This is a genomic window from Pseudomonas sp. KNUC1026, from assembly GCF_021650705.1.
Taxonomy (GTDB): domain Bacteria; phylum Pseudomonadota; class Gammaproteobacteria; order Pseudomonadales; family Pseudomonadaceae; genus Aquipseudomonas.
In genome coordinates this window covers 1,224,096-1,241,320 of record NZ_CP087138.1, presented here as the reverse complement: position 1 = coordinate 1,241,320, position 17,225 = coordinate 1,224,096, and the positions used below count along the sequence as shown (strand labels likewise).

Below are 17,225 nucleotides of genomic sequence, written 5' to 3'. Positions count from 1 at the left end.
CCGCCGGCGCCTGGAGCGCTTCAAGGCCAACAAGCGCGGCTGGTGGTCGCTGTGGCTGTTCAGCGCGCTGTTCGTGATCAGCCTGGGCGCGGAGCTGCTGGCCAACGACAAACCCTTGCTGGTGCACTACGACAACCACTGGTTCTTCCCCGCCTTCGAGCGTTACCCGGAGACCGACTTCGGCGGCGAGTTCCCGCTGGAGCCGAACTACAAAAGCCCGTACATGCGCGAGCTGCTGGCCAGCCACGATGCCACGGTGATCTGGGCGCCGATACCGTTCGGCTACCAGAGCATCAACTACGACCTGCGCGTACCAGCCCCGGCGCCACCGTCGGCGCAGAACTGGCTGGGCACCGATGACCAGGGCCGCGATGTGCTGGCGCGAGTGATCTACGGCTTTCGCATCTCGGTGCTCTTTGCCCTGGTGCTGACCATCGCCAGCTCCATCGTCGGGGTGATCGCCGGTGCATTGCAGGGCTTTTATGGCGGCTGGGTCGACCTTGCCGGCCAGCGCTTTCTGGAGATCTGGTCGGGCCTGCCGGTGCTGTACCTGCTGATCATCCTGGCCAGCTTCGTGCAGCCCAACTTCTGGTGGCTGCTGGGCATCATGCTGCTGTTTTCCTGGATGAGCCTGGTCGACGTGGTGCGGGCCGAATTCCTGCGCGGGCGCAACCTGGAATACGTGCGCGCTGCGCGGGCGCTGGGGATGCGCGACGGGCCGATCATGTTCCATCACATCCTGCCCAACGCCATGGTTTCGACCATGACCTTCATGCCGTTCATCCTCACCGGCGCCATCGGTACCCTGACCGCCCTGGACTTCCTCGGCTTCGGCCTGCCCGCCGGCGCGCCCTCGCTCGGCGAGCTGGTCGGCCAGGCCAAGTCGAACCTGCAGGCGCCCTGGCTGGGCATCACCGCCTTCAGCGTGCTGGCGCTGATGCTGAGCCTGCTGGTGTTCATCGGCGAATCGGCGCGCGACGCCTTCGACCCAAGGAAATGACATGAACGACACCCTGATCGACATTCACGACCTGTCGGTGGCGTTCGACAACGGCCAGCAGCGTTCGCTGGCCGTGCAAGGCGTGAGCCTGCAGATCCGCCGTGGCGAAACCCTCGCGCTGGTGGGCGAAAGCGGCTCGGGCAAGTCGGTGACGGCGCATTCGATCCTGCGTTTGTTGCCCTATCCTCAGGCCAGCCACCCCACTGGCAGCATCACTTATGCCGGGCAGAACCTGCTGGCACTGGGTGAACGCCCCTTGCGCAAGATTCGCGGCAACCGCATTGCGATGATCTTCCAGGAGCCGATGACCTCGCTCAACCCGCTGCACAACGTCGAGAAACAGATCGGCGAGGTGCTGGGTCTGCACAAGGGCCTGAGCGGCAAGGCGGCGCGGGTGCGCACGCTGGAGCTGCTGGAGCTGGTGGGCATTCCCCAGCCGGAGAAACGCCTGCGCGCCCTGCCCCACGAGCTCTCCGGTGGCCAGCGCCAGCGCGTGATGATCGCCATGGCGCTGGCCTGCGAGCCGGAGTTGCTGATCGCCGACGAGCCCACTACAGCGCTGGATGTGACGGTGCAGCTCAAGATCCTGGAGCTGCTCAAATCCCTGCAGGCGCGCCTGGGCATGGCGCTGCTGCTGATTACCCACGACCTGAACCTGGTGCGGCGCGTCGCGCAGCGGGTGTGCGTGATGCAGCGCGGGAGCATTGTCGAACAAGGCGATTGCCAGGCACTGTTCAGCGCCCCGCAGCACCCTTACACCCGCGAGCTGCTCCGGCGCCGAGCCCAGCGGCGCGCCGGCAGCGAACCCGCCCGGGCCGACGATGCTGGCGGTGCAAGGCCTCAAAGTGTGGTTCCCGATTCGCAAGGGCCTGTTGCGCCGCACCGTCGACCACGTCAAGGCGGTCGATGGAATCAGCTTCGACCTGCCGCGCGGGCAGACGCTGGGCATTGTTGGCGAAAGTGGTTCGGGCAAGTCGACCTTGGGCCTGGCTCTGTTGCGGCTGCTGGGCAGTGAAGGGAGCATCGTGCTCAACGGCGCAGCGCTGCAAGGAATGAACCCTGCGCAAGTGCGGCCGCTGCGCAGGCAGATGCAGGTGGTGTTCCAGGACCCCTTCGGCAGCCTCAGCCCGCGCATGAGCGTGGGCCAGATCGTCGGCGAAGGGCTGCGCATCCATGGCATCGGCAGCACCGAAGAGCAGGAGCAGGCGATCATCGAGGTGTTGAAGGAAGTGGGCCTGGACCCGGCCACTCGCCACCGCTACCCGCACGAGTTTTCCGGAGGCCAGCGCCAGCGCATCGCTATTGCCCGCGCCCTGGTGCTCAAGCCCGAACTGATCCTGCTCGACGAGCCGACCTCGGCGCTGGACCGCACCGTACAACGCCAGGTGGTCGAACTGCTGCGCAGCCTGCAGGTGAAGCACAACCTGACCTATCTGTTCATCAGCCATGACCTGGCGGTGGTCAAGGCGCTCAGCCACCAGTTGATGGTGGTGCACCACGGCAAGGTGGTGGAGCAAGGGCCAGCGCAGCAGATCTTCGAGGCACCCCAGGCCGATTACACGCGGCAACTGCTGGAGGCCGCGTTCATCAAGGGGTGACGCACATGGCCGTGATCAGCGGCCCTGGGCTTCCACCTGCCAGGCACCGGGTTTGCCCTGCAGCGTGGAACGAGGCACTGAAGAAGCGCCCACGGTCAACACCGTTGCCGGCATGAACATCGGGCACCGCCACCGTCACTGCCAGGTTGTAACGGTGCCCTGCTGCGAAGGCAAAGCCCAGCAAGGGTACGCACTGTCCCGCCACGGCGGGCTGGTACTGGTTCGGTTGCCAGGGTAACTCAGCACTTGTCGTTGCACGGCGCCGGTCACGTCCTCCACGTTCAGCGAGCGCAGGTATTCACCGGGCCGCGTCTCTGGCAGGGCAATGCACAGCTGGCCGCCCTGAGCACTGACGGCGGCACGGTGAGCCTGCGGCGCGTGGGCACCCCCATGGCAGCCGCTGGCCAACACAACCGCCGCCAGCAGAATCGATTTCTTCATCAAGCGGCACTCCTCGAGGCCATGAACTCTGCCAGCACCGAGGCGAATTCGCTGCGGATCGACGCCTCTTCCGCCGCGCCCTGATAATTGACGACATTGCCGATCTCACTGGCCCAGGTCGCGAACCCGGCCTTTTCCAGCAGGAACCAGTCCGACACGATCGAGGCCTGCTGCTCCATGCTGTACTGGCGCAGCACTTTGCCTTGGCCAAAGTTGTAGCGGTAGTTGGCGGCCCAACTGAACAGGCCACGCGTGCGTACCCACATGCCCTGCTGGTGCTGCCAGGCGTGAGTGAGCTCGTGAATGAAGAAGTGCTGGTTGTAGAGGTGGGACGCGCTGAAGTCCGCCAGGTAGGTTTCTTCGCGGAAATACAGCTCGCCGTTGGGCGTCATGCCGGTGTTCTTGTCCTGCAGGCCGAACGGCAGGTAGCTGCCGCAGTGTACCCACACCTTGTTGTAGTGCAGTACCTGGCCGAACACTGTTCGGGCCATGGTGATTTCGCCCGGCGTCATCCGCCGTTGCGAGCCTTCCTTGTTTCCTGACATGACAGGTGCCTCTCCTTGCTTCACGAGGGCCGCACCCTAGCAGGCCCAGGGCAAGCCTTCCAAGTAGGCAAAATAATGGCATCACCCCAGGCGCTCGCAGCCAATCATCCTGCGAGCCTGTTCAAGCGCAGACGGCGCTCACGGACACCAACGCGTCGTGTGCAGGCCGAAGGCCCGAGCCAGAGCGGGGGATCATCCCCTGCATACCCTTGGACGCCTTGTGGGCATTACGCGTGCCGCCCACGCCTTGAGGCATAACAACAAGAAAACAGGAGACTCGCATGGCGGGGCAAACCCTCAAGATCGATGATTTACCGGTGGGCCGATTCCACATCAAGATCGCCGCACTTACGTTCGGCGCCCACTTCACAGACGGCTACATCCTCGGCCTGGTCGGCATCGCACTCACCCTCATCACCCCGCAAATGGACCTCTCCCCCGCCTGGCAAGGCCTGGTCGCAGCCTCAGCGCTGTTCGGGCTGTTCGCCGGCAGCCTGTTCTTCGGCTGGCTCTCCGACCGCATGGGCCGCCAGAAAATCTTCGTCGTAAGCTTCGCGCTCATCACCCTGGCCTCGGCACTGCAATTTTTCGCCGACACACCCATGCAGTTGTTCATCTGCCGGCTTTTACTGGGCATCGCCCTGGGCGGGATTTCTGCGTCGGCCACGCGATGCTCGCCGAGTTCTCACCCAAGCGCCATCGCGGTACGTTGCTGGGCTCGTTCAGCGTGATCTGGACCTTCGGCTACGTGGCGGCCACCGTCGTGGGCACCTTGATGCTCAGTTGGGGGCCGGACGCCTGGCGCTGGATGCTCGCCTCTTCGGCAGTGCCGGCATTTCTGGTGCTGGTGTTTCGGATCGGCACGCCGGAGTCACCGCGTTGGCTGGTTCATCACGGCCGTATCGAGGAGGCGCGCGCCATCGTGCACAAGCACCTGGGCCCGCACGTGGAGCTGGACGACGAGATCGGCGAGCCGGAGCATGCCGGTTTCGGCCAGCTGTTCAGCCGCGAGTACCTGACTCGCACGGTCTTCAACTGCCTGTTCTTCGTGTGCATCGTGATGCCGTATTTTGCGATCTACACGTTCCTGCCGGTAATCCTCAAGACCATGAACCTCTCCGAGGGCCTGGGCACCGAGATCCTGCTCAATGCTCTGCTGGTGATCGGCGCACTGATCGGCATTGGCTGCACCATCAAGTTCAGCCGCCGGGGCTTCTTGATCAACTCGTTCCTGATCCTTGCCGCGTCGCTGTTCCTGCTGACGATCATGCCGGGGAACCTTGCCTGGTTGATGGTGGGGCTGTTCGGGCTGTTCACGCTGGTGCTGTCGGCGGTGAGCAATCTGGTGGGCGTGTACCCGGCGGAGAGCTTCCCCACCGAACTGCGTGCCAGCGGCATTGGCCTGGCCACGGCCTGCAGCCGCCTGAGCTCGGGGTTGAGCACCTTTTTGCTGCCGATCAGCGTGGCAGGGCTGGGGCTGATGCCGACCATGGGCATGCTGGCGGCCATTCTGCTGCTGGGTGCGATCATCTCGATCGCCTGGGCGCCTGAAACAAAAGCCTTGTCGCTCACTGCGGCGGGCCGTGCGATCATCCCCGACCCTGATCGCCGGAGAAGCCAACGTGGCACTGACATGGACCTGCCTGCACCACAGCGCGCTCGATAAAACCCAGCTGCATAGCCTGCTGAAGCTGCGCTGCGAGGTGTTCATCGTGGAGCAGCAATGCGCCTACCTGGACATCGACGGCCAGGACCTGGCCGGTGACACCCACCACCTGCTGGGTGAGGAAGGCGGGCAAATGCTCGCCTACCTGCGCCTGCTGCCCCGCGAACAGGGCGAAGTCGCCATCGGCCGGGTCATCACCGCGCCCGCCGGGCGGGGCCGGGGCCTGGGCACCAATTGATGGCCCAGGCGCTCGAACAGGCGGAGCAGCGCTGGCCGAGCTGCGGCCTCTACCTCTCGGCACAGGCACACCTCACCGGCTACTACGCGCGCTATGGCTTCGTCGCCGAGGGCGACACCTATCTGGAAGACGGCATCCCCCACGTGGACATGCGCAAGCCGGCCTGAGCGGTACTGGCGGGCCGCGCCGCTGCCGAGCATGTGCGAGTCGCCGCTGGACGCTTGCCCCACGCGCCAGCCCCCTGAAGGTGCAAGGCTTTGGCCCACCTTGAGGAGCGAACATGTCCGACTTCATCACCGTGCTGCGCAACACCTGCCCTACCCCGGTGGTCGACGCCACCAAATGGAAGCGCATCGGCGGCGACCCCCATACCGTCAACCTCAATGCCTACCTCTCCAAGGACGGCAGCAAGATCATGGGCACCTGGATCTGCACGCCTGGCAAGTTCGAGGTCAACTACGACAAATGGGAGTTCTGCCACTTCCTGGATGGCTACTGCATCATCACCCCGGAAGGCGAACAGCCCATGCACCTGAAGGCCGGCGATGTATTCGTGATCGAGCCGGGCATGAAAGGCACCTGGGAAGTGGTCGAGACGGTCCGCAAGTATTTCGTTTTCGCCTGATCGCCCCAGCACGCGCCCCAAGGGTGCGTGCCGGTTCGCCAGGGGGTCAGGGCTGTGCGAGGTAGCCCGGCAAGGCCTTGACCCGTTCCACCCATTCCAGCACATGCCTGTAGCCCTCCAGCGCCACCCCGCCCTCCGGTGCCAACACCACGTAGGGGTACACCGCGCAATCGGCGATGGTTGGCCGGCCCATGGCCAGCCAGAGATGCTCGGCGAGGTGCCGATCCAGCACTTCCAGGGCCGAGGCGGCCTTGGCCAGCGCAGCGGGTTTGTCGAGCACCACACCGAATTTGTCCACCAGGCGCGCCGCACATAGCCCGTGCTGCACCTCATTGCTGGCGAACGACAGCCACTGCATGACGTCGGCCTGGCCCTGCGGGTGGCTCGGCCACCAGGCCAACCCACCGTACAACCCGGCCAGATACACCAGAATCGCCTGGGCATCACGCACTACCGTTTCGCCGTCGGCCAGCACTGGCACCTGGCCGAGCGGGTTGAGCGCCAGAAACTCAGGCTGCTTGTGAGCGCCGGAAGGCAGGTCGACCGGGGCCAGTTCCAGCTCGATGCCGGCCAGGGCAGCGAACAGGCGGACCTTGTAGCAGTTGCCCGAAAGCGTGGCGTCGTAGAGTTTCATTGGGCGTGCCCTTCTGTGAGTTGATTGAATTCCAGTACGTTGCCATCGGGGTCGCGGATGAACAGCGCCACCCGCCGCGGGCCGATGGGGTGCGGGCCTTCGGTGATGGCGATGCCCCGCTCGCCGAGCCAGGCGATCAGCGCTTGCAAGTCGTCGATCACGAATGCCGGGTGAGTGATGCCCGGCAGTTTGACCGGCGCATCCAGCAACGGGTTGTGAGCGTGAGGCAAGCGAGTCCCGTTGAAGATCAGATTGATGCGCACACCGTCGGCGCTGGTCATCTCGTTGGCCTCATGCACCGGGAAGCTGGCGGTTTCAGTGAAGCCCAAGGCCTCGTAGAACGCTACAGCGCGGCGCTTGTCGCTGACACGAATGCCAACATGGTCGTAGGCCAGCAAACGGGCAGGATTCGAAGTGTGGGCCATGAGTAGGCTCCTTCATGAAAGAGGCGCCCAGTGTGCCGCGCAGTTGCGGCTTCACCTATGGGCCGAACCTGGCAATACTTGTGCACTTTTGGCACAGATCCCCAGGCGAGCATGGACAAACTCAAGGCAATGGCGCACTTCGTTCGTATCGTCGAGCACGGCAGCCTCAGCGCCGCTGCCGAAGCCGGCGGGCAGTCGGTGGCGTCCTTGGTGCGTTCTTTGGCGGCGCTGGAACGCCAGCTGGGCGTGCGCCTGCTCAACCGCAGCACCCGGCGCATGGCACTGACCGATGAAGGCCAGCGTTACCTTGCCTTCAGCCAACGCATGCTGGCCGAGTGCGACGCCATGGAGCGTGAACTGGAGGGGCGCGACGGCCAGGTGCGCGGTGTGCTGCGCATCACGGCCCCAGTGGAGTTCGGCCAGCTTTACCTGGCGCCGCTGGTGAACGGCTTCCTCGCCGAACACCCGCAGGCGCGCGCGGAATTGATCCTGAACGACCAGATCGTGCCGATGATCGACGAGCGCCTGGACCTGGCACTGCGCATCGGCCAATTGCCGGATTCAGGCCTGGTCGCCCGCGCCCTCGGCACCACACGCTTGCTCACCTGCGCCAGCCCGGCCTACCTGGCCAGCCAACCGCCCCTGGTGGCCCCCAGCGAGCTGGCGCGGCATGCCTGCATCGCTTTCGCCGGCCACGGCACTCAGTGGTATTACCGCCAGGCCGGCCAGAGCCAGGCGGTAACCGTCGAGGCGCGGCTGTGGTGCAACCAGATTCGCGCCGTTCGGCTTGCATGCGTGCAAGGGTTGGGCGTGGCGAGGCTGTTGCATTATCAGGCCGCCGAGGCGCTGGCCACTGGTGAACTGGTGCGGGTACTGGAAGCATTCGAGCCGCAGGACCTGCCAGTGCAATTGGTGTACCCACACGGGCTGGGGCTGGCGCCTCGGGTCAAGGCATTTGTGGACTGGGCCGCACCGCGCTTGCAGGCAGCCCTGCCCTCTCCAGGCTGACAGTCAATCCTCGAAGTGCCCGGCACCTGCAAAATTGCCGCCATGAAAGCGCGCCGCCGGCTCGTCATGGCGCAGCGGTGGGTGCTGCGCTTCGACCTGTTCACGGTAGGCCTCGGCGCTGTCCTGCGGCACGAAACCCAACGAGCGCGCCTGATGATTGTCCCAGAGCGTTTCGCGGTTGTTCGACATGCCGTAGACGATCATGTGCGCCACCCTCGGCGCCAGCAAGGCGCGCTCAACCAGCTGGGCGAAGTCGCCGAACGACAGCCAGGTCGCCAGCATGCGCCGGTCCAGCGGTTGCTCGAACGAAGAGCCAATGCGGATATTCACCGACTCGATGCCGAACTTGTCCCAGTAATACCGGCCCAGGTCTTCGGCGAAACACTTGGTCAGGCCATAGAGGGTATCGGGGCGATGGGGCACGCTGGCATCGAGCACTTCGGTGCGGTCGTAGAAGCCGATGGCATGGTTGGAGCTGGTGTAGATCACCCGCTTCACACCGTGCCGGCGGGCCGCCTCGTAGATGTTGTAGGTGCCGACGATGTTGCCGTTGAGCAGCTTGGCGAAGGTGTCTTCCAGCGGCACACCGCCGGCATGCACTACGGCATCCACGCCCTCCAGCAGTGGCAGCACGGCCTCGTAGTCGCCCAGGTCGCACTGGCAACCCTCTTCATGTTCGGCCAGTGGGCCCAGGCTTTCGATGTCGGAAAGGCGCAGCGTGTCGGCCTGGGTGGCCAGCGCCTGGCGCAATACACTGCCAAGGCGGCCGGCGGCGCCGGTGATCAGCAGGCGTTTGAAAGGTTTGGCCATTGACGGGGTTCCTTGAGTGGATAAACGGCTGTTTGAACAGACAGCGTAGCCCCAAGCCGCTCTTGGGGCTTAGAATCGCCTCCGACGAATAACCGTGGCCCCGACGAATATTGCACTATCGTGAAATAGCCAGGGCCGCGGATGAACCCTGCCCCCGCTGGCAGGTCGATATGCCACTACTGTAATACCCTGCCGGAGACCCACCTTGAACCGACACAGCCTCACCTTCGCCGCCTGGAGCGCCCACGCCTTCACTGCGACCGGCGTGTTCACGGCGCTGCTGGCGACCCTGGCCCTGTTCGAAGACAAACCCCAGGCCTGCCTGCTCTGGCTGGGTGTGGCGCTGCTGGTAGACGGCGTGGACGGCAGCCTTGCCCGGCGGGTGAATGTGCGTGAAGTGCTGCCTCACTTCGACGGCAGCGTGCTGGACCTGGTGATCGACTTCCTCACTTATGTCTTCATTCCGGCGCTGTTCATCTACAAGTACATCCCGTTGCCGCAGTACACCCTGCTGTTCACCACCACGGTGATCCTGATCTCTTCGCTGTTCTGCTTCTGCAACGTCAACATGAAAAGCAGCGACAACTATTTCGTAGGCTTCCCTGCGGCCTGGAACGTCGTCGCGCTGTGCCTGTACATCCTCACCCCACCGGCCTGGCTGACGCTGGTCACCGTGCTGGGCCTGGCGGTGCTGACGGTAAGCCCGATGAAGTTCCTGCACCCCTTCCGCGTGCGCCGCTTCATGCCCATCAACATTGCGGTCACCTTCGGCTGGCTGCTGACGAGCCTGTGGCTGATCATCATTCGCCCCGAGCTGGGCACCGTGCCGCTGAGCCTGTGGCTGGCCTGCTCGGCTTACTTCGTGGGCGTTTGCGTATGGCGCACGGCGCTTGAGTGGAAGGGCCGGCTGGGGGTTTCGCGGCGCTTCTGAGGCTCACCTGCCAGAGCATCGAGGGCGGCACGTCGAATGACGTAGCCGCCTTTTTCATGGGCCCGCTCAGCGCTGCGCGCGTTCGGCCAGAGCACGCCGGGCCATGCCGGCGTTGAGGTATTGCAGGACCAACTCTGCCAGCTCAGGCGCCTTGAGCACCTTGCCATCCCGGCAGAGCCTCGCCAGCTGCAAGCTCAGCACGCGCCGCTTGCGATCCAGCCGCGCCTGGGCGTGCAACAAGCGCCGCTGGGTCAATTCCGGCAACGCGGCTTGCTCCGCCAGCACGAACTCGAGGCGCACACCGTGAAGCAGGCTCATCCGAAAATCGTCGATGTCAGCGATCGGCAGCGGCGCCTTCAGGTTAAGGAACCTCAGGTGCTCGTCGCCCAGCACCAGCGCCGGTTGCCTGGAGCGGTTGATCGCCTGCACGCCGACCAGCAGGCAGATGGCTGCAAAAAGGCGATCACGAGCCCGACCCACTCCATTGCCTGCCCGCGGTGGCTGGTAATCCACCCCAGCAGGAACGCCAGGGCCAGCAGCGCCAGCCCTGAGCCGAGTGCAGCGAACACCCAGCCGCGTACATGGGCGTTCTCGCAGAGCACCACTTCACCCTGCACCAGGCTGGCCAGCTCTTGCAGATGGGCGGTTGCCTCTGCGTCCTCACGCACGTGGTGATCGAGGTAGTGCGAGGTGAGCCTGGCCCGCAGGGCCTGGGGTTCGCTGAAATAGCTGTCCATCCGCGCCAATGCCTGAGCGGCCTCGATGGGGCGGGCCGCCTGGGCGATGGTCGATTCGGCCGGCACCCCCAGCGCTGCCAGCCGCTCGCCGTTGGAGGGGTGCGTGTCGCTGGGATGCGGCTGTTGCACCGCCATCTGCTCATCGCTCACAACCAGCGCCTGCGCGCTGACGCTGGCGATGAGTTCGCGCGCAAGGTCCTGTGTGGCAGCAGCGCCATGCTTGAGCGTGTGCTGCACCTGCTCCAGCAAAGCCTGAAACAACAGCGGCTCCAGCAGTGTTACCCGCAGCAGCGCAGAGGCCGCCACTGGCGCGCCGGTCAGCTGCGCGCCGGTGGCATCGGCCGCCAGCTCGCGCACGCGGCTCCAATGGCTGACCGCGTGATCGAAGCGTTCGATGAACAGCTCACCCAGCATCAATGCCGGGCGCAACAGCACGCGCTGGAGCTTGCCGCTTTCGGAAATATGCAGGTCGATCAGGCCGAGGCTGCGGCCGATGCCATCGTAGATAGGCATGAAGTGGCGGCTGTATTCGGTATCGGCGCCGACGAAATGCCCCAGCTCATGGCCGATGACCGCGGTGGCTTCATCGCGGTCGAGCAACCCCAGGTAATTGAGGGGCACATGCAAGGTGCAGCCCTGCAGCGTTGTGCCGGCCGGTCGCAGGTCGATGTCGCTGGAGGTGACGTAAAAGCCCTGCTCCAGGCCCACCAGGATGTGATCCGGAACCGGCGCGCCGAGCCGCTGAGCCAGCTCCCGCACCCAGGCCCACAGCACTGGCGCCTGCGCTTCGCTCACCCGCTCGCCCAGCACTTCCATCGGCGTTGGCTCGAACATCGCCAGCATCAGCTTCAAATGCTTGCCCATGCGCCACATCGAGTAAACGCAACCGGCAGCCATGGCCAGCAGCAGCATCATGCCCTTGAACTCACCGGCCGACATCCGCCCTTCGTGCCAGATGCCCAGCCCCTCGAAGCTGATGCCCGCAGCCACCGCCAGGCTCATGCACAGCATGTGCGACACCAGCAACCAGGGCAGCCAGGCACGCACTCCCTGGAAACTCTGCAGCAGCCGTTCGCGTGAATGCATCGCCTGCCGCCCGGCCCGGGCCAGTGCGAACAGCCCAAGCAGCCCGACAGCGGCGGCAAGTACGCCCAGCGCAACTTCCGCGACGGCAAGGGCCGACATCACCTGGCCGATGCGGTGCAGCAGGCTCAGGTCGTCGAGCAGGGAGTTGATCTTGCCCAGGGCTATCTGGACGGTTTCGCGCTGGCCGCCCATCTCGACGAAGTGCAACCCCGGCTCGGCGGCCAGCTTTTCGAGGTCTGGCACCACACTTTGCAGGTAGGCGGCATAGCTGTCGCGCTGCCCGTGCTCGTGGGCGCGCTGCAGCTGCCAGCCGCCGTAGCCCGCCAAGGCCAACGGCAGCACGATCAGAATGGCGATCAGCTTCAACAATTTCATGAGGATCCTTCCCTGGAAAGCGCGATCAGGCGCCGAGCATGGCGCGCCCTACCGCCTCGGCCACACGGATGCCGTCGACACCGGCGGAGAGGATGCCGCCGGCGTACCCTGCGCCTTCACCAGCCGGGTAAAGCCCCTTGAGGCTCAGGCTCTGGAAGTCATCGCCCCGGGTGATGCGCACAGGCGAGGAGGTTCGGGTTTCAAGGCCGGTGAGCACCGCGTCGTGCATCGAATAGCCGCGCAGTTGCCGCTCGAACGCTGGCAGCGCCTCACGGATGGCGGTGATGGCGAACTCGGGCAGTGCCTGGGCGAGGTCTACCAGGGTAACGCCCGGCTTGTAGGACGGCTGCACAGAACCCAGCGCCGGGCTGGGTTTGCCGGCGAGAAAATCCCCGACCAGCTGCGCCGGCGCCTGGTAGTTGCGCCCGCCCAGCTCATAGGCCAGCGTTTCGAGGCGTTCCTGCAACTCGATGCCTGCCAGCGGGTGGCCCGGGTAGTCGCGTTCGGGGTCGATGCCCACCACCAGCCCCGAGTTGGCATTGCGCTCGTTGCGCGAATACTGGCTCATGCCGTTGGTGACCACCCGGCCCGGCTCGCTGGTGGCCGCAACCACCGTGCCGCCTGGGCACATGCAGAAGCTGTAGACCGAGCGGCCGTTGCTGGCGTGATACACCAGCTTGTAGTCGGCGGCGCCCAGCTTCGGGTGCCCGGCGTATTTGCCCAGGCGGGCCTTGTCGATCACCGACTGCGGGTGCTCGATGCGAAAGCCCACCGAGAACGGCTTGGCTTCCATGAAGATGCCGCGGCGGTCGAGCATGCGGAAGGTGTCGCGGGCGCTGTGCCCCAGCGCCAGCACCACATGGCGCGAGAGCAGCTGCTCGCCGTTTTCCAGGATCACGCCTTGCAGTTTTTCGCCGTCGAGCAACAGGTCGCTGACCTTGTGCTCGAAGCGGATCTCACCGCCCAGGGCGACGATGTCGGCGCGCATGTTCTCGACCATGCTGGTAAGGCGGAAGGTGCCGATGTGCGGCTTGTTGACGTAGAGGATCTCCTCGGGTGCGCCCGCCTTGACGAACTCTTCGAGCACCTTGCGCCCATGGTGCTGCGGGTCGCGGATCTGGCTGTAGAGCTTGCCGTCGGAAAAGGTGCCGGCCCCACCCTCGCCGAACTGCACGTTCGACTCGGGGTTGAGCACGCTCTTGCGCCACAGGCCCCAGGTGTCCTGGGTGCGCTGGCGCACTTCCTTGCCGCGCTCCAGCACGATCGGGCGCAAGCCCATCTGCGCCAGGATCAGTGCGGCGAAGATGCCGCAGGGGCCGAAGCCCACCACCAGCGGACGCTCGGCCAGCGGCGCCGGGGCGTGGCCGACGAACTGGTAAGTGGTATCGGGCGCCGGGCCCAGCTTCGGATCATCGGCCAGCCGCGCCAGCAGCGCGGCCTCGTCGCGCACGGTGAAATCCAGGGTATAGATGAACAGCATCTCGCTGTTCTTCTTGCGCGCGTCATAGCTGCGCTTGAACACGGTGAAGCCGGTCAGCTCGCTGTCGGCGATACCCAGCCGGGCCACCAGGGCGGGGCGCAGTGCGTCGTCGGAGTGGTCAAGAGGCAGCTTGAGTTCGGTGATTCGTAGCATGGGGCGGTCCAGAAAAGCCTGCGCAAAAACAAGGGCGCGAGTATACGCGCCCCGGCGCGTTACTGCTCGCGCGCCCCGCCTACGAACGCGCAACCACGCAGCACCTGCTCGCCCACGCGCAGTTCGGCGGCCATGAAGCTCACCCGCGCGCCAGCCTCGCAGCGCTGCGGTGCCAGCCATAGCTGGATGTGCTGATGATTGGCATCGCTGGTGAGGTTGATTGCCCCGTCCAGGCCTTGCTCCTCGACGAACGGCACTGCGAACGGCGCCTGGCCGTCACGCTCCACCAGCAAGCCCTGGGTGTTGACCCTGGCCTCCCAGCCCTGGCCATCGGCCTGGAACTGCATCAGCTTGAAATTCCTGTCCTGGCAGGCGGTGGCTGAGCTCTCGATGCGATAGAGCTTCTGCAGGTTGAGTTCGCCGGGCTGGCCGGAGACCTTGTTGCCGTCGAAACGGCCACGCAGGTCGGCGAAGAGGGGCTTGTTCAGGCTGGCCAGCGTGGCGGCCTCCTGAGTGATGCCGGTGTCGCCGTTATCGGCGACCACAAAGGTGCGCGGCGAGTCGCAGGGGGTGAACAGCAGATGCCCGCCCTCAGCGCTGAGGTTGCCTTGCATGCGGCTCTGCCCGCTCAGGGGCTGTGGCGTGCTGGAGGAGGATGTGAAGTCGAGCAACTGGCAGCCGGCGAACAGCGGCAGCGCCGCGGCCAACAGCCATGAGCGGGGTTGAAGCATGGTCAGGGGGCTCCCGAAAAACGAGCCGGCACGGTAGCACAGGCGGTCGTGAAGGCGATGTGAATTCAAACCAATGCAGCGCCTTCGCGGTCTGCTGTTCATTGAACGAAAACCCAGGAGCCACCGCCATGACCGACGCCCTCACCCTCGCCCGCAATGCCATCGACCGGGTGGATACCGAGTCGTTTCACCTCGACGCCGTGCACCAGCTGTTCTGGAGCGCGCAAGGCTACCTGGGCGCCCTGCGCGACACCGGGCAGCTGGATGAGGCGGGTTATGCAGAGTTCGTGAACCAGCTCAAGGCGCGCTGCGACCTGGCGCTGAAGAAATTCGAGGGCTAGATAGCGGCGTTTCCCTAATCCCGGCAGCCCCCGACAAGTGCCGCCTGATAGCCGAGGCTACCTCGTCGCCGCGCTCCAGGTAAGCCACGTGGCCAGCGCCGTCGACCAGGTGTCCCGTAGCGTGCGGCAGGCGGCGAAGCGCCTGCGGGAGGGCACTTGAAAGGAACACCTGGTCGCAACTTCCCCAGATCAGCTGAACCCGGCAATTCACCTCAGGCAGGTGCTCGACCAACTGCCCTAACCCTTCTTGCCTGAAATCATCGACCACTCTTTGCACCTGGCCGTAGCGGCGTGCGCCGGAGGCAGCCAAAGCGCGAGCGAGCCGCGGGCCCACCTTCGGAGGTTGCGCAAACACCAGGCGCCAGAAACGCCCCATCTCCTCTTCATTGCGGTAGCCGAAGCACGGCTCACCGGTGCTCAAGGCATCCGCCAGGGCCGGGCCCAGCGCCTCTTCGCCCAACCCGGCCGGGGCCAGCAGCACCAGGCTTTGGACAGCTTGCCGCCGGCGCGCCGCGTACAAGGCCGCAACGCAACCTCCCAACGAGCTGCCAATCAGCACCAGCGGGCGATCACCGAAGGCTTGCAGCAACGGCTCAAGCTCCGCAACCAGCGATTGCGGGCCATACCCGGCCGCGCAATCGTAGAGCGACTCTCCATGGCCAGGCAGGTCGACGAACAGGCAGTGGTGCTGGCGAGCCAGGCCGAACATCGCCGGCCCCCACTGATCCTTGCTGGCGCCCAGGCCGTGGAGCCAGACCAGCGTCGGGCCGCTGCGAGGCTGGCTCTCCAGATAAGCCAGGCGCCCGTGGCGCCGAAGCTTCAGGCCAAAGCGCAAGCGGTTGACCCAGCGCAAGCCGGCCAGGAGCAGGCGATCAACGACGCTCATCGGCTGCCCCCGCGCTCATCCTTGCAGTGCGTGCCCACCCCCTGAGCTGCGGCAGGCGCAGTTGGCACAAAGCAACGCCCAGAAGCGTCAGCGCACCGCCCAGCAACAGGCGCGGAGTAAAGCCATCGCCCAGCAACAACTGGCTCACGCCGATGGCAAACAGCGGCACCGATAACAGATAAGGGCTCAGTTGCTGGATGCTGTTGCGGCTCAACAGCCAGAACCACAAGCCAAAGCCCAGCAACCCGCCGCTCAGCGCCGTGTAGAGCATTGCCCACCAGGCCTGGCTGCTGGCAACCAGCACACTGCCCCACTGATCACGCTCCTGCACGTACGACCACAACAGCAACTGCGGCGCAGCGACCACCGCCGTCCAGGCAGTCAAGGCCAGTGGGTCCAGCGGGCCCAAACGTTTGGTAAGCACCGAGCCTGTGGCAAATGCCAGGGCTGCCAGCGCCACCAGCAACATGCCCGGCAGGCTGCCAATGGCTGCCCCGTTGAACAGCAACACCAACACACCGGCGAAGGCCAGCGCGATGCCTGCCACGACCTTGAGCTTGAGCACTTCGCCCAAGGCCAGGCAGGCCAGGATCAAGGTGAAGGGCGTCGCCAATTGGTAGATGATCGCCGAGGTCGAAGCGTCCACCCGGGCAATCCCGCAATACAGCAGGCCGAAGTGCAGCGTGCCCGTCACCGAAGCGATCAGGGTCATCGTGCCCAGATGTTCACGTTTGCAACGGCGCAGCAACGGCAGCAGCGCCACGGCCATGATCGCGTAACGCATCGCAACCATCAGGATCGGTGGCAACTCCGCGCCGCCGATTTTCACGGCGCTGACCTGCGCGCCCCAGAGGAAAGCGACCAACAGGGCCAACATTGAATCTTTGAATGACATGGCTAACGAGTTCCCTTGAGCATATGGACCGGGCGCAAAGGCCGAGCGGGCGGCTCGGCCTGGGCCCAGGCGGGGTGCAAGCGCTGATGGTGTTCGGCCAGCCGATCCAGGGTTTCGCGCAGTGCCTGCTCAGCCTCCGGGTCATGCGCCAGCTGCGTTTGAAAGCAAGGCGGGAAGCCCGAGCCGACCAGGATCATCTTGTTCAACAGCACGTTGAGCACGACCTGGGAAAACACGGCGGTGTGGCCATAGCGCCGGCCGACCACGGCGATCGCGGCCAGCTTGTCACGCAGTGGGCGTTCCCGCGGGCGCATGAAGCCGTAGCCCACACGCTCCAGAAACGCCTGGAAACGGCTGTTCAACCCATAGGCATGCATCACCGGCAGGTAGAGCAGCGCGTCCGCCGAAGCGATGCGCGCCACCAGTGGCTCGACATCGTCCTGCACAGCGCAGTCCTCGGCGGCGCAGGCGTTGTCGGCGTCGCAGTATTCGATCCGGTAATCCTTGAGCCAGATTTCCTCGACCTCTGCCTGCGCCCCCAGGTGGCGGCGCACCAGCGCCACCACCCGAGCACTGACGCCGCATGGCCGGCTCGAGCCGACAATGACGGTCAGTTTCAT

Annotated in this window: 18 protein-coding genes and 3 pseudogenes; 8 read left to right on the top strand and 13 right to left on the bottom strand. The window is 65.2% G+C overall.

Features of this window, described 5'->3' with window-relative positions; translation table 11 throughout:
* The first annotated feature begins 10 nt into the window (after positions 1-10).
* Together LN139_RS05530 and LN139_RS05525 are read left to right on the top strand one after the other, a co-directional pair.
* Positions 11-1,000 (top strand): ABC transporter permease, encoded by a 990-nt coding sequence (locus tag LN139_RS05530; protein ID WP_236360286.1) that lies wholly within the window; start codon positions 11-13, stop codon positions 998-1,000.
* A gap of 1 nt (position 1,001) precedes the next feature.
* A pseudogene (locus LN139_RS05525) lies at positions 1,002-2,598 on the top strand (ABC transporter ATP-binding protein).
* Here the strand turns inward: LN139_RS05525 and LN139_RS25465 are convergent.
* Genes LN139_RS25465 through LN139_RS05515 form a run of 3 tightly spaced genes read right to left on the bottom strand, consistent with a single transcriptional unit; the run spans position 2,588 to position 3,584 of the window.
* Positions 2,588-2,803 (bottom strand): putative T6SS immunity periplasmic lipoprotein, encoded by a 216-nt coding sequence (locus LN139_RS25465; RefSeq protein ID WP_442964387.1) that lies wholly within the window; start codon positions 2,801-2,803, stop codon positions 2,588-2,590. The pseudogene LN139_RS05525 and the gene LN139_RS25465 overlap by 11 nt on opposite strands.
* Positions 2,734-3,039 (bottom strand): hypothetical protein, encoded by a 306-nt coding sequence (locus LN139_RS05520; protein WP_236359092.1) that lies wholly within the window; start codon positions 3,037-3,039, stop codon positions 2,734-2,736. Before LN139_RS05520 ends, LN139_RS25465 begins: the two co-directional genes overlap by 70 nt.
* Entirely contained in the window at positions 3,039-3,584 is a 546-nt protein-coding gene (locus tag LN139_RS05515) for a hypothetical protein (RefSeq protein WP_236359091.1), read from the bottom strand. The genes LN139_RS05520 and LN139_RS05515 overlap by 1 nt, the downstream gene beginning before the upstream one ends.
* Positions 3,585-3,865: 281 nt before the next feature.
* On the opposite strand from LN139_RS05515, the pseudogene LN139_RS05510 reads away from it, so the two are divergent.
* The 3 genes and pseudogenes from LN139_RS05510 to LN139_RS05500 all read left to right on the top strand — a co-directional run bounded on the left by LN139_RS05510 (position 3,866) and on the right by LN139_RS05500 (position 6,113).
* A pseudogene (locus tag LN139_RS05510) lies at positions 3,866-5,250 on the top strand (MFS transporter).
* A pseudogene (locus LN139_RS05505) lies at positions 5,207-5,655 on the top strand (GNAT family N-acetyltransferase). Before LN139_RS05510 ends, LN139_RS05505 begins: the two co-directional pseudogenes overlap by 44 nt.
* Before the next feature lie 113 nt (positions 5,656-5,768).
* The gene (locus LN139_RS05500; protein ID WP_236359090.1) at positions 5,769-6,113 is read left to right on the top strand and encodes a cupin domain-containing protein; all 345 of its coding nucleotides are present in this window, start codon (positions 5,769-5,771) and stop codon (positions 6,111-6,113) included.
* Between the two features lie 46 nt (positions 6,114-6,159).
* Here the strand turns inward: LN139_RS05500 and LN139_RS05495 are convergent, their stop codons facing one another.
* Together LN139_RS05495 and LN139_RS05490 are read right to left on the bottom strand one after the other, a co-directional pair.
* Complete coding sequence (locus LN139_RS05495; protein ID WP_236359089.1) at positions 6,160-6,747, bottom strand: glutathione S-transferase family protein; 588 nt, start codon at positions 6,745-6,747, stop codon at positions 6,160-6,162.
* On the bottom strand, positions 6,744-7,172 hold the full coding sequence (locus LN139_RS05490; RefSeq protein ID WP_236359088.1) for a VOC family protein: 429 nt from the start codon (positions 7,170-7,172) through the stop codon (positions 6,744-6,746). Before LN139_RS05490 ends, LN139_RS05495 begins: the two co-directional genes overlap by 4 nt.
* Before the next feature lie 111 nt (positions 7,173-7,283).
* Here LN139_RS05490 and LN139_RS05485 point away from each other — a divergent pair, with 111 nt between their 5' ends.
* Positions 7,284-8,180: a LysR family transcriptional regulator gene (locus LN139_RS05485; protein WP_236359087.1), complete on the top strand. Its 897-nt coding sequence runs from the start codon at positions 7,284-7,286 to the stop codon at positions 8,178-8,180.
* Between the two features lie 3 nt (positions 8,181-8,183).
* On the opposite strand, the gene LN139_RS05480 is transcribed toward LN139_RS05485, so the two are convergent.
* Entirely contained in the window at positions 8,184-8,990 is an 807-nt protein-coding gene (locus LN139_RS05480; RefSeq protein WP_236359086.1) for an NAD-dependent epimerase/dehydratase family protein, read from the bottom strand.
* 205 nt (positions 8,991-9,195) lie between these two features.
* Between LN139_RS05480 and pcsA the strand changes: the two genes are divergently transcribed.
* A complete protein-coding gene (gene pcsA / locus LN139_RS05475) occupies positions 9,196-9,921 on the top strand; it encodes a phosphatidylcholine synthase (RefSeq protein ID WP_236359085.1) in 726 nt (241 codons plus the stop codon).
* 66 nt (positions 9,922-9,987) lie between these two features.
* Here the strand turns inward: pcsA and LN139_RS05470 are convergent, their stop codons facing one another.
* Genes LN139_RS05470 through LN139_RS05455 form a run of 4 tightly spaced genes read right to left on the bottom strand, consistent with a single transcriptional unit; the run spans position 9,988 to position 14,483 of the window.
* Positions 9,988-10,350 carry a peptidase M48, Ste24p gene (locus LN139_RS05470; protein ID WP_236359084.1) on the bottom strand — a complete coding sequence of 121 codons (363 nt, stop codon included), beginning with the start codon at positions 10,348-10,350 and terminating at the stop codon, positions 9,988-9,990.
* A complete protein-coding gene (locus LN139_RS05465; protein ID WP_236359083.1) occupies positions 10,293-12,119 on the bottom strand; it encodes a M48 family metallopeptidase in 1,827 nt (608 codons plus the stop codon). Before LN139_RS05465 ends, LN139_RS05470 begins: the two co-directional genes overlap by 58 nt.
* 25 nt (positions 12,120-12,144) lie before the next feature.
* On the bottom strand, positions 12,145-13,752 hold the full coding sequence (locus LN139_RS05460) for an NAD(P)/FAD-dependent oxidoreductase (protein WP_236359082.1): 1,608 nt from the start codon (positions 13,750-13,752) through the stop codon (positions 12,145-12,147).
* Positions 13,753-13,811: 59 nt separating this feature from the next.
* Positions 13,812-14,483 carry a hypothetical protein gene (locus tag LN139_RS05455; protein WP_236359081.1) on the bottom strand — a complete coding sequence of 224 codons (672 nt, stop codon included), beginning with the start codon at positions 14,481-14,483 and terminating at the stop codon, positions 13,812-13,814.
* 128 nt (positions 14,484-14,611) lie between these two features.
* Here LN139_RS05455 and LN139_RS05450 point away from each other — a divergent pair, with 128 nt between their 5' ends.
* Positions 14,612-14,824, top strand: a complete 213-nt coding sequence (locus tag LN139_RS05450) for a hypothetical protein (RefSeq protein WP_236359080.1) — start codon at positions 14,612-14,614, stop codon at positions 14,822-14,824.
* On the opposite strand, the gene LN139_RS05445 is transcribed toward LN139_RS05450, so the two are convergent.
* From LN139_RS05445 to LN139_RS05435, 3 genes are read right to left on the bottom strand one after another with little or no spacing between them, the layout of a single operon-like run.
* The gene (locus tag LN139_RS05445; RefSeq protein ID WP_236359079.1) at positions 14,781-15,710 is read right to left on the bottom strand and encodes an alpha/beta fold hydrolase; all 930 of its coding nucleotides are present in this window, start codon (positions 15,708-15,710) and stop codon (positions 14,781-14,783) included. The two genes, LN139_RS05450 and LN139_RS05445, sit on opposite strands and share 44 nt — an antisense overlap.
* A complete protein-coding gene (locus tag LN139_RS05440; protein WP_236359078.1) occupies positions 15,697-16,605 on the bottom strand; it encodes a DMT family transporter in 909 nt (302 codons plus the stop codon). Before LN139_RS05440 ends, LN139_RS05445 begins: the two co-directional genes overlap by 14 nt.
* 2 nt (positions 16,606-16,607) lie before the next feature.
* Positions 16,608-17,225 (bottom strand): flavodoxin family protein, encoded by a 618-nt coding sequence (locus LN139_RS05435; protein ID WP_236359077.1) that lies wholly within the window; start codon positions 17,223-17,225, stop codon positions 16,608-16,610.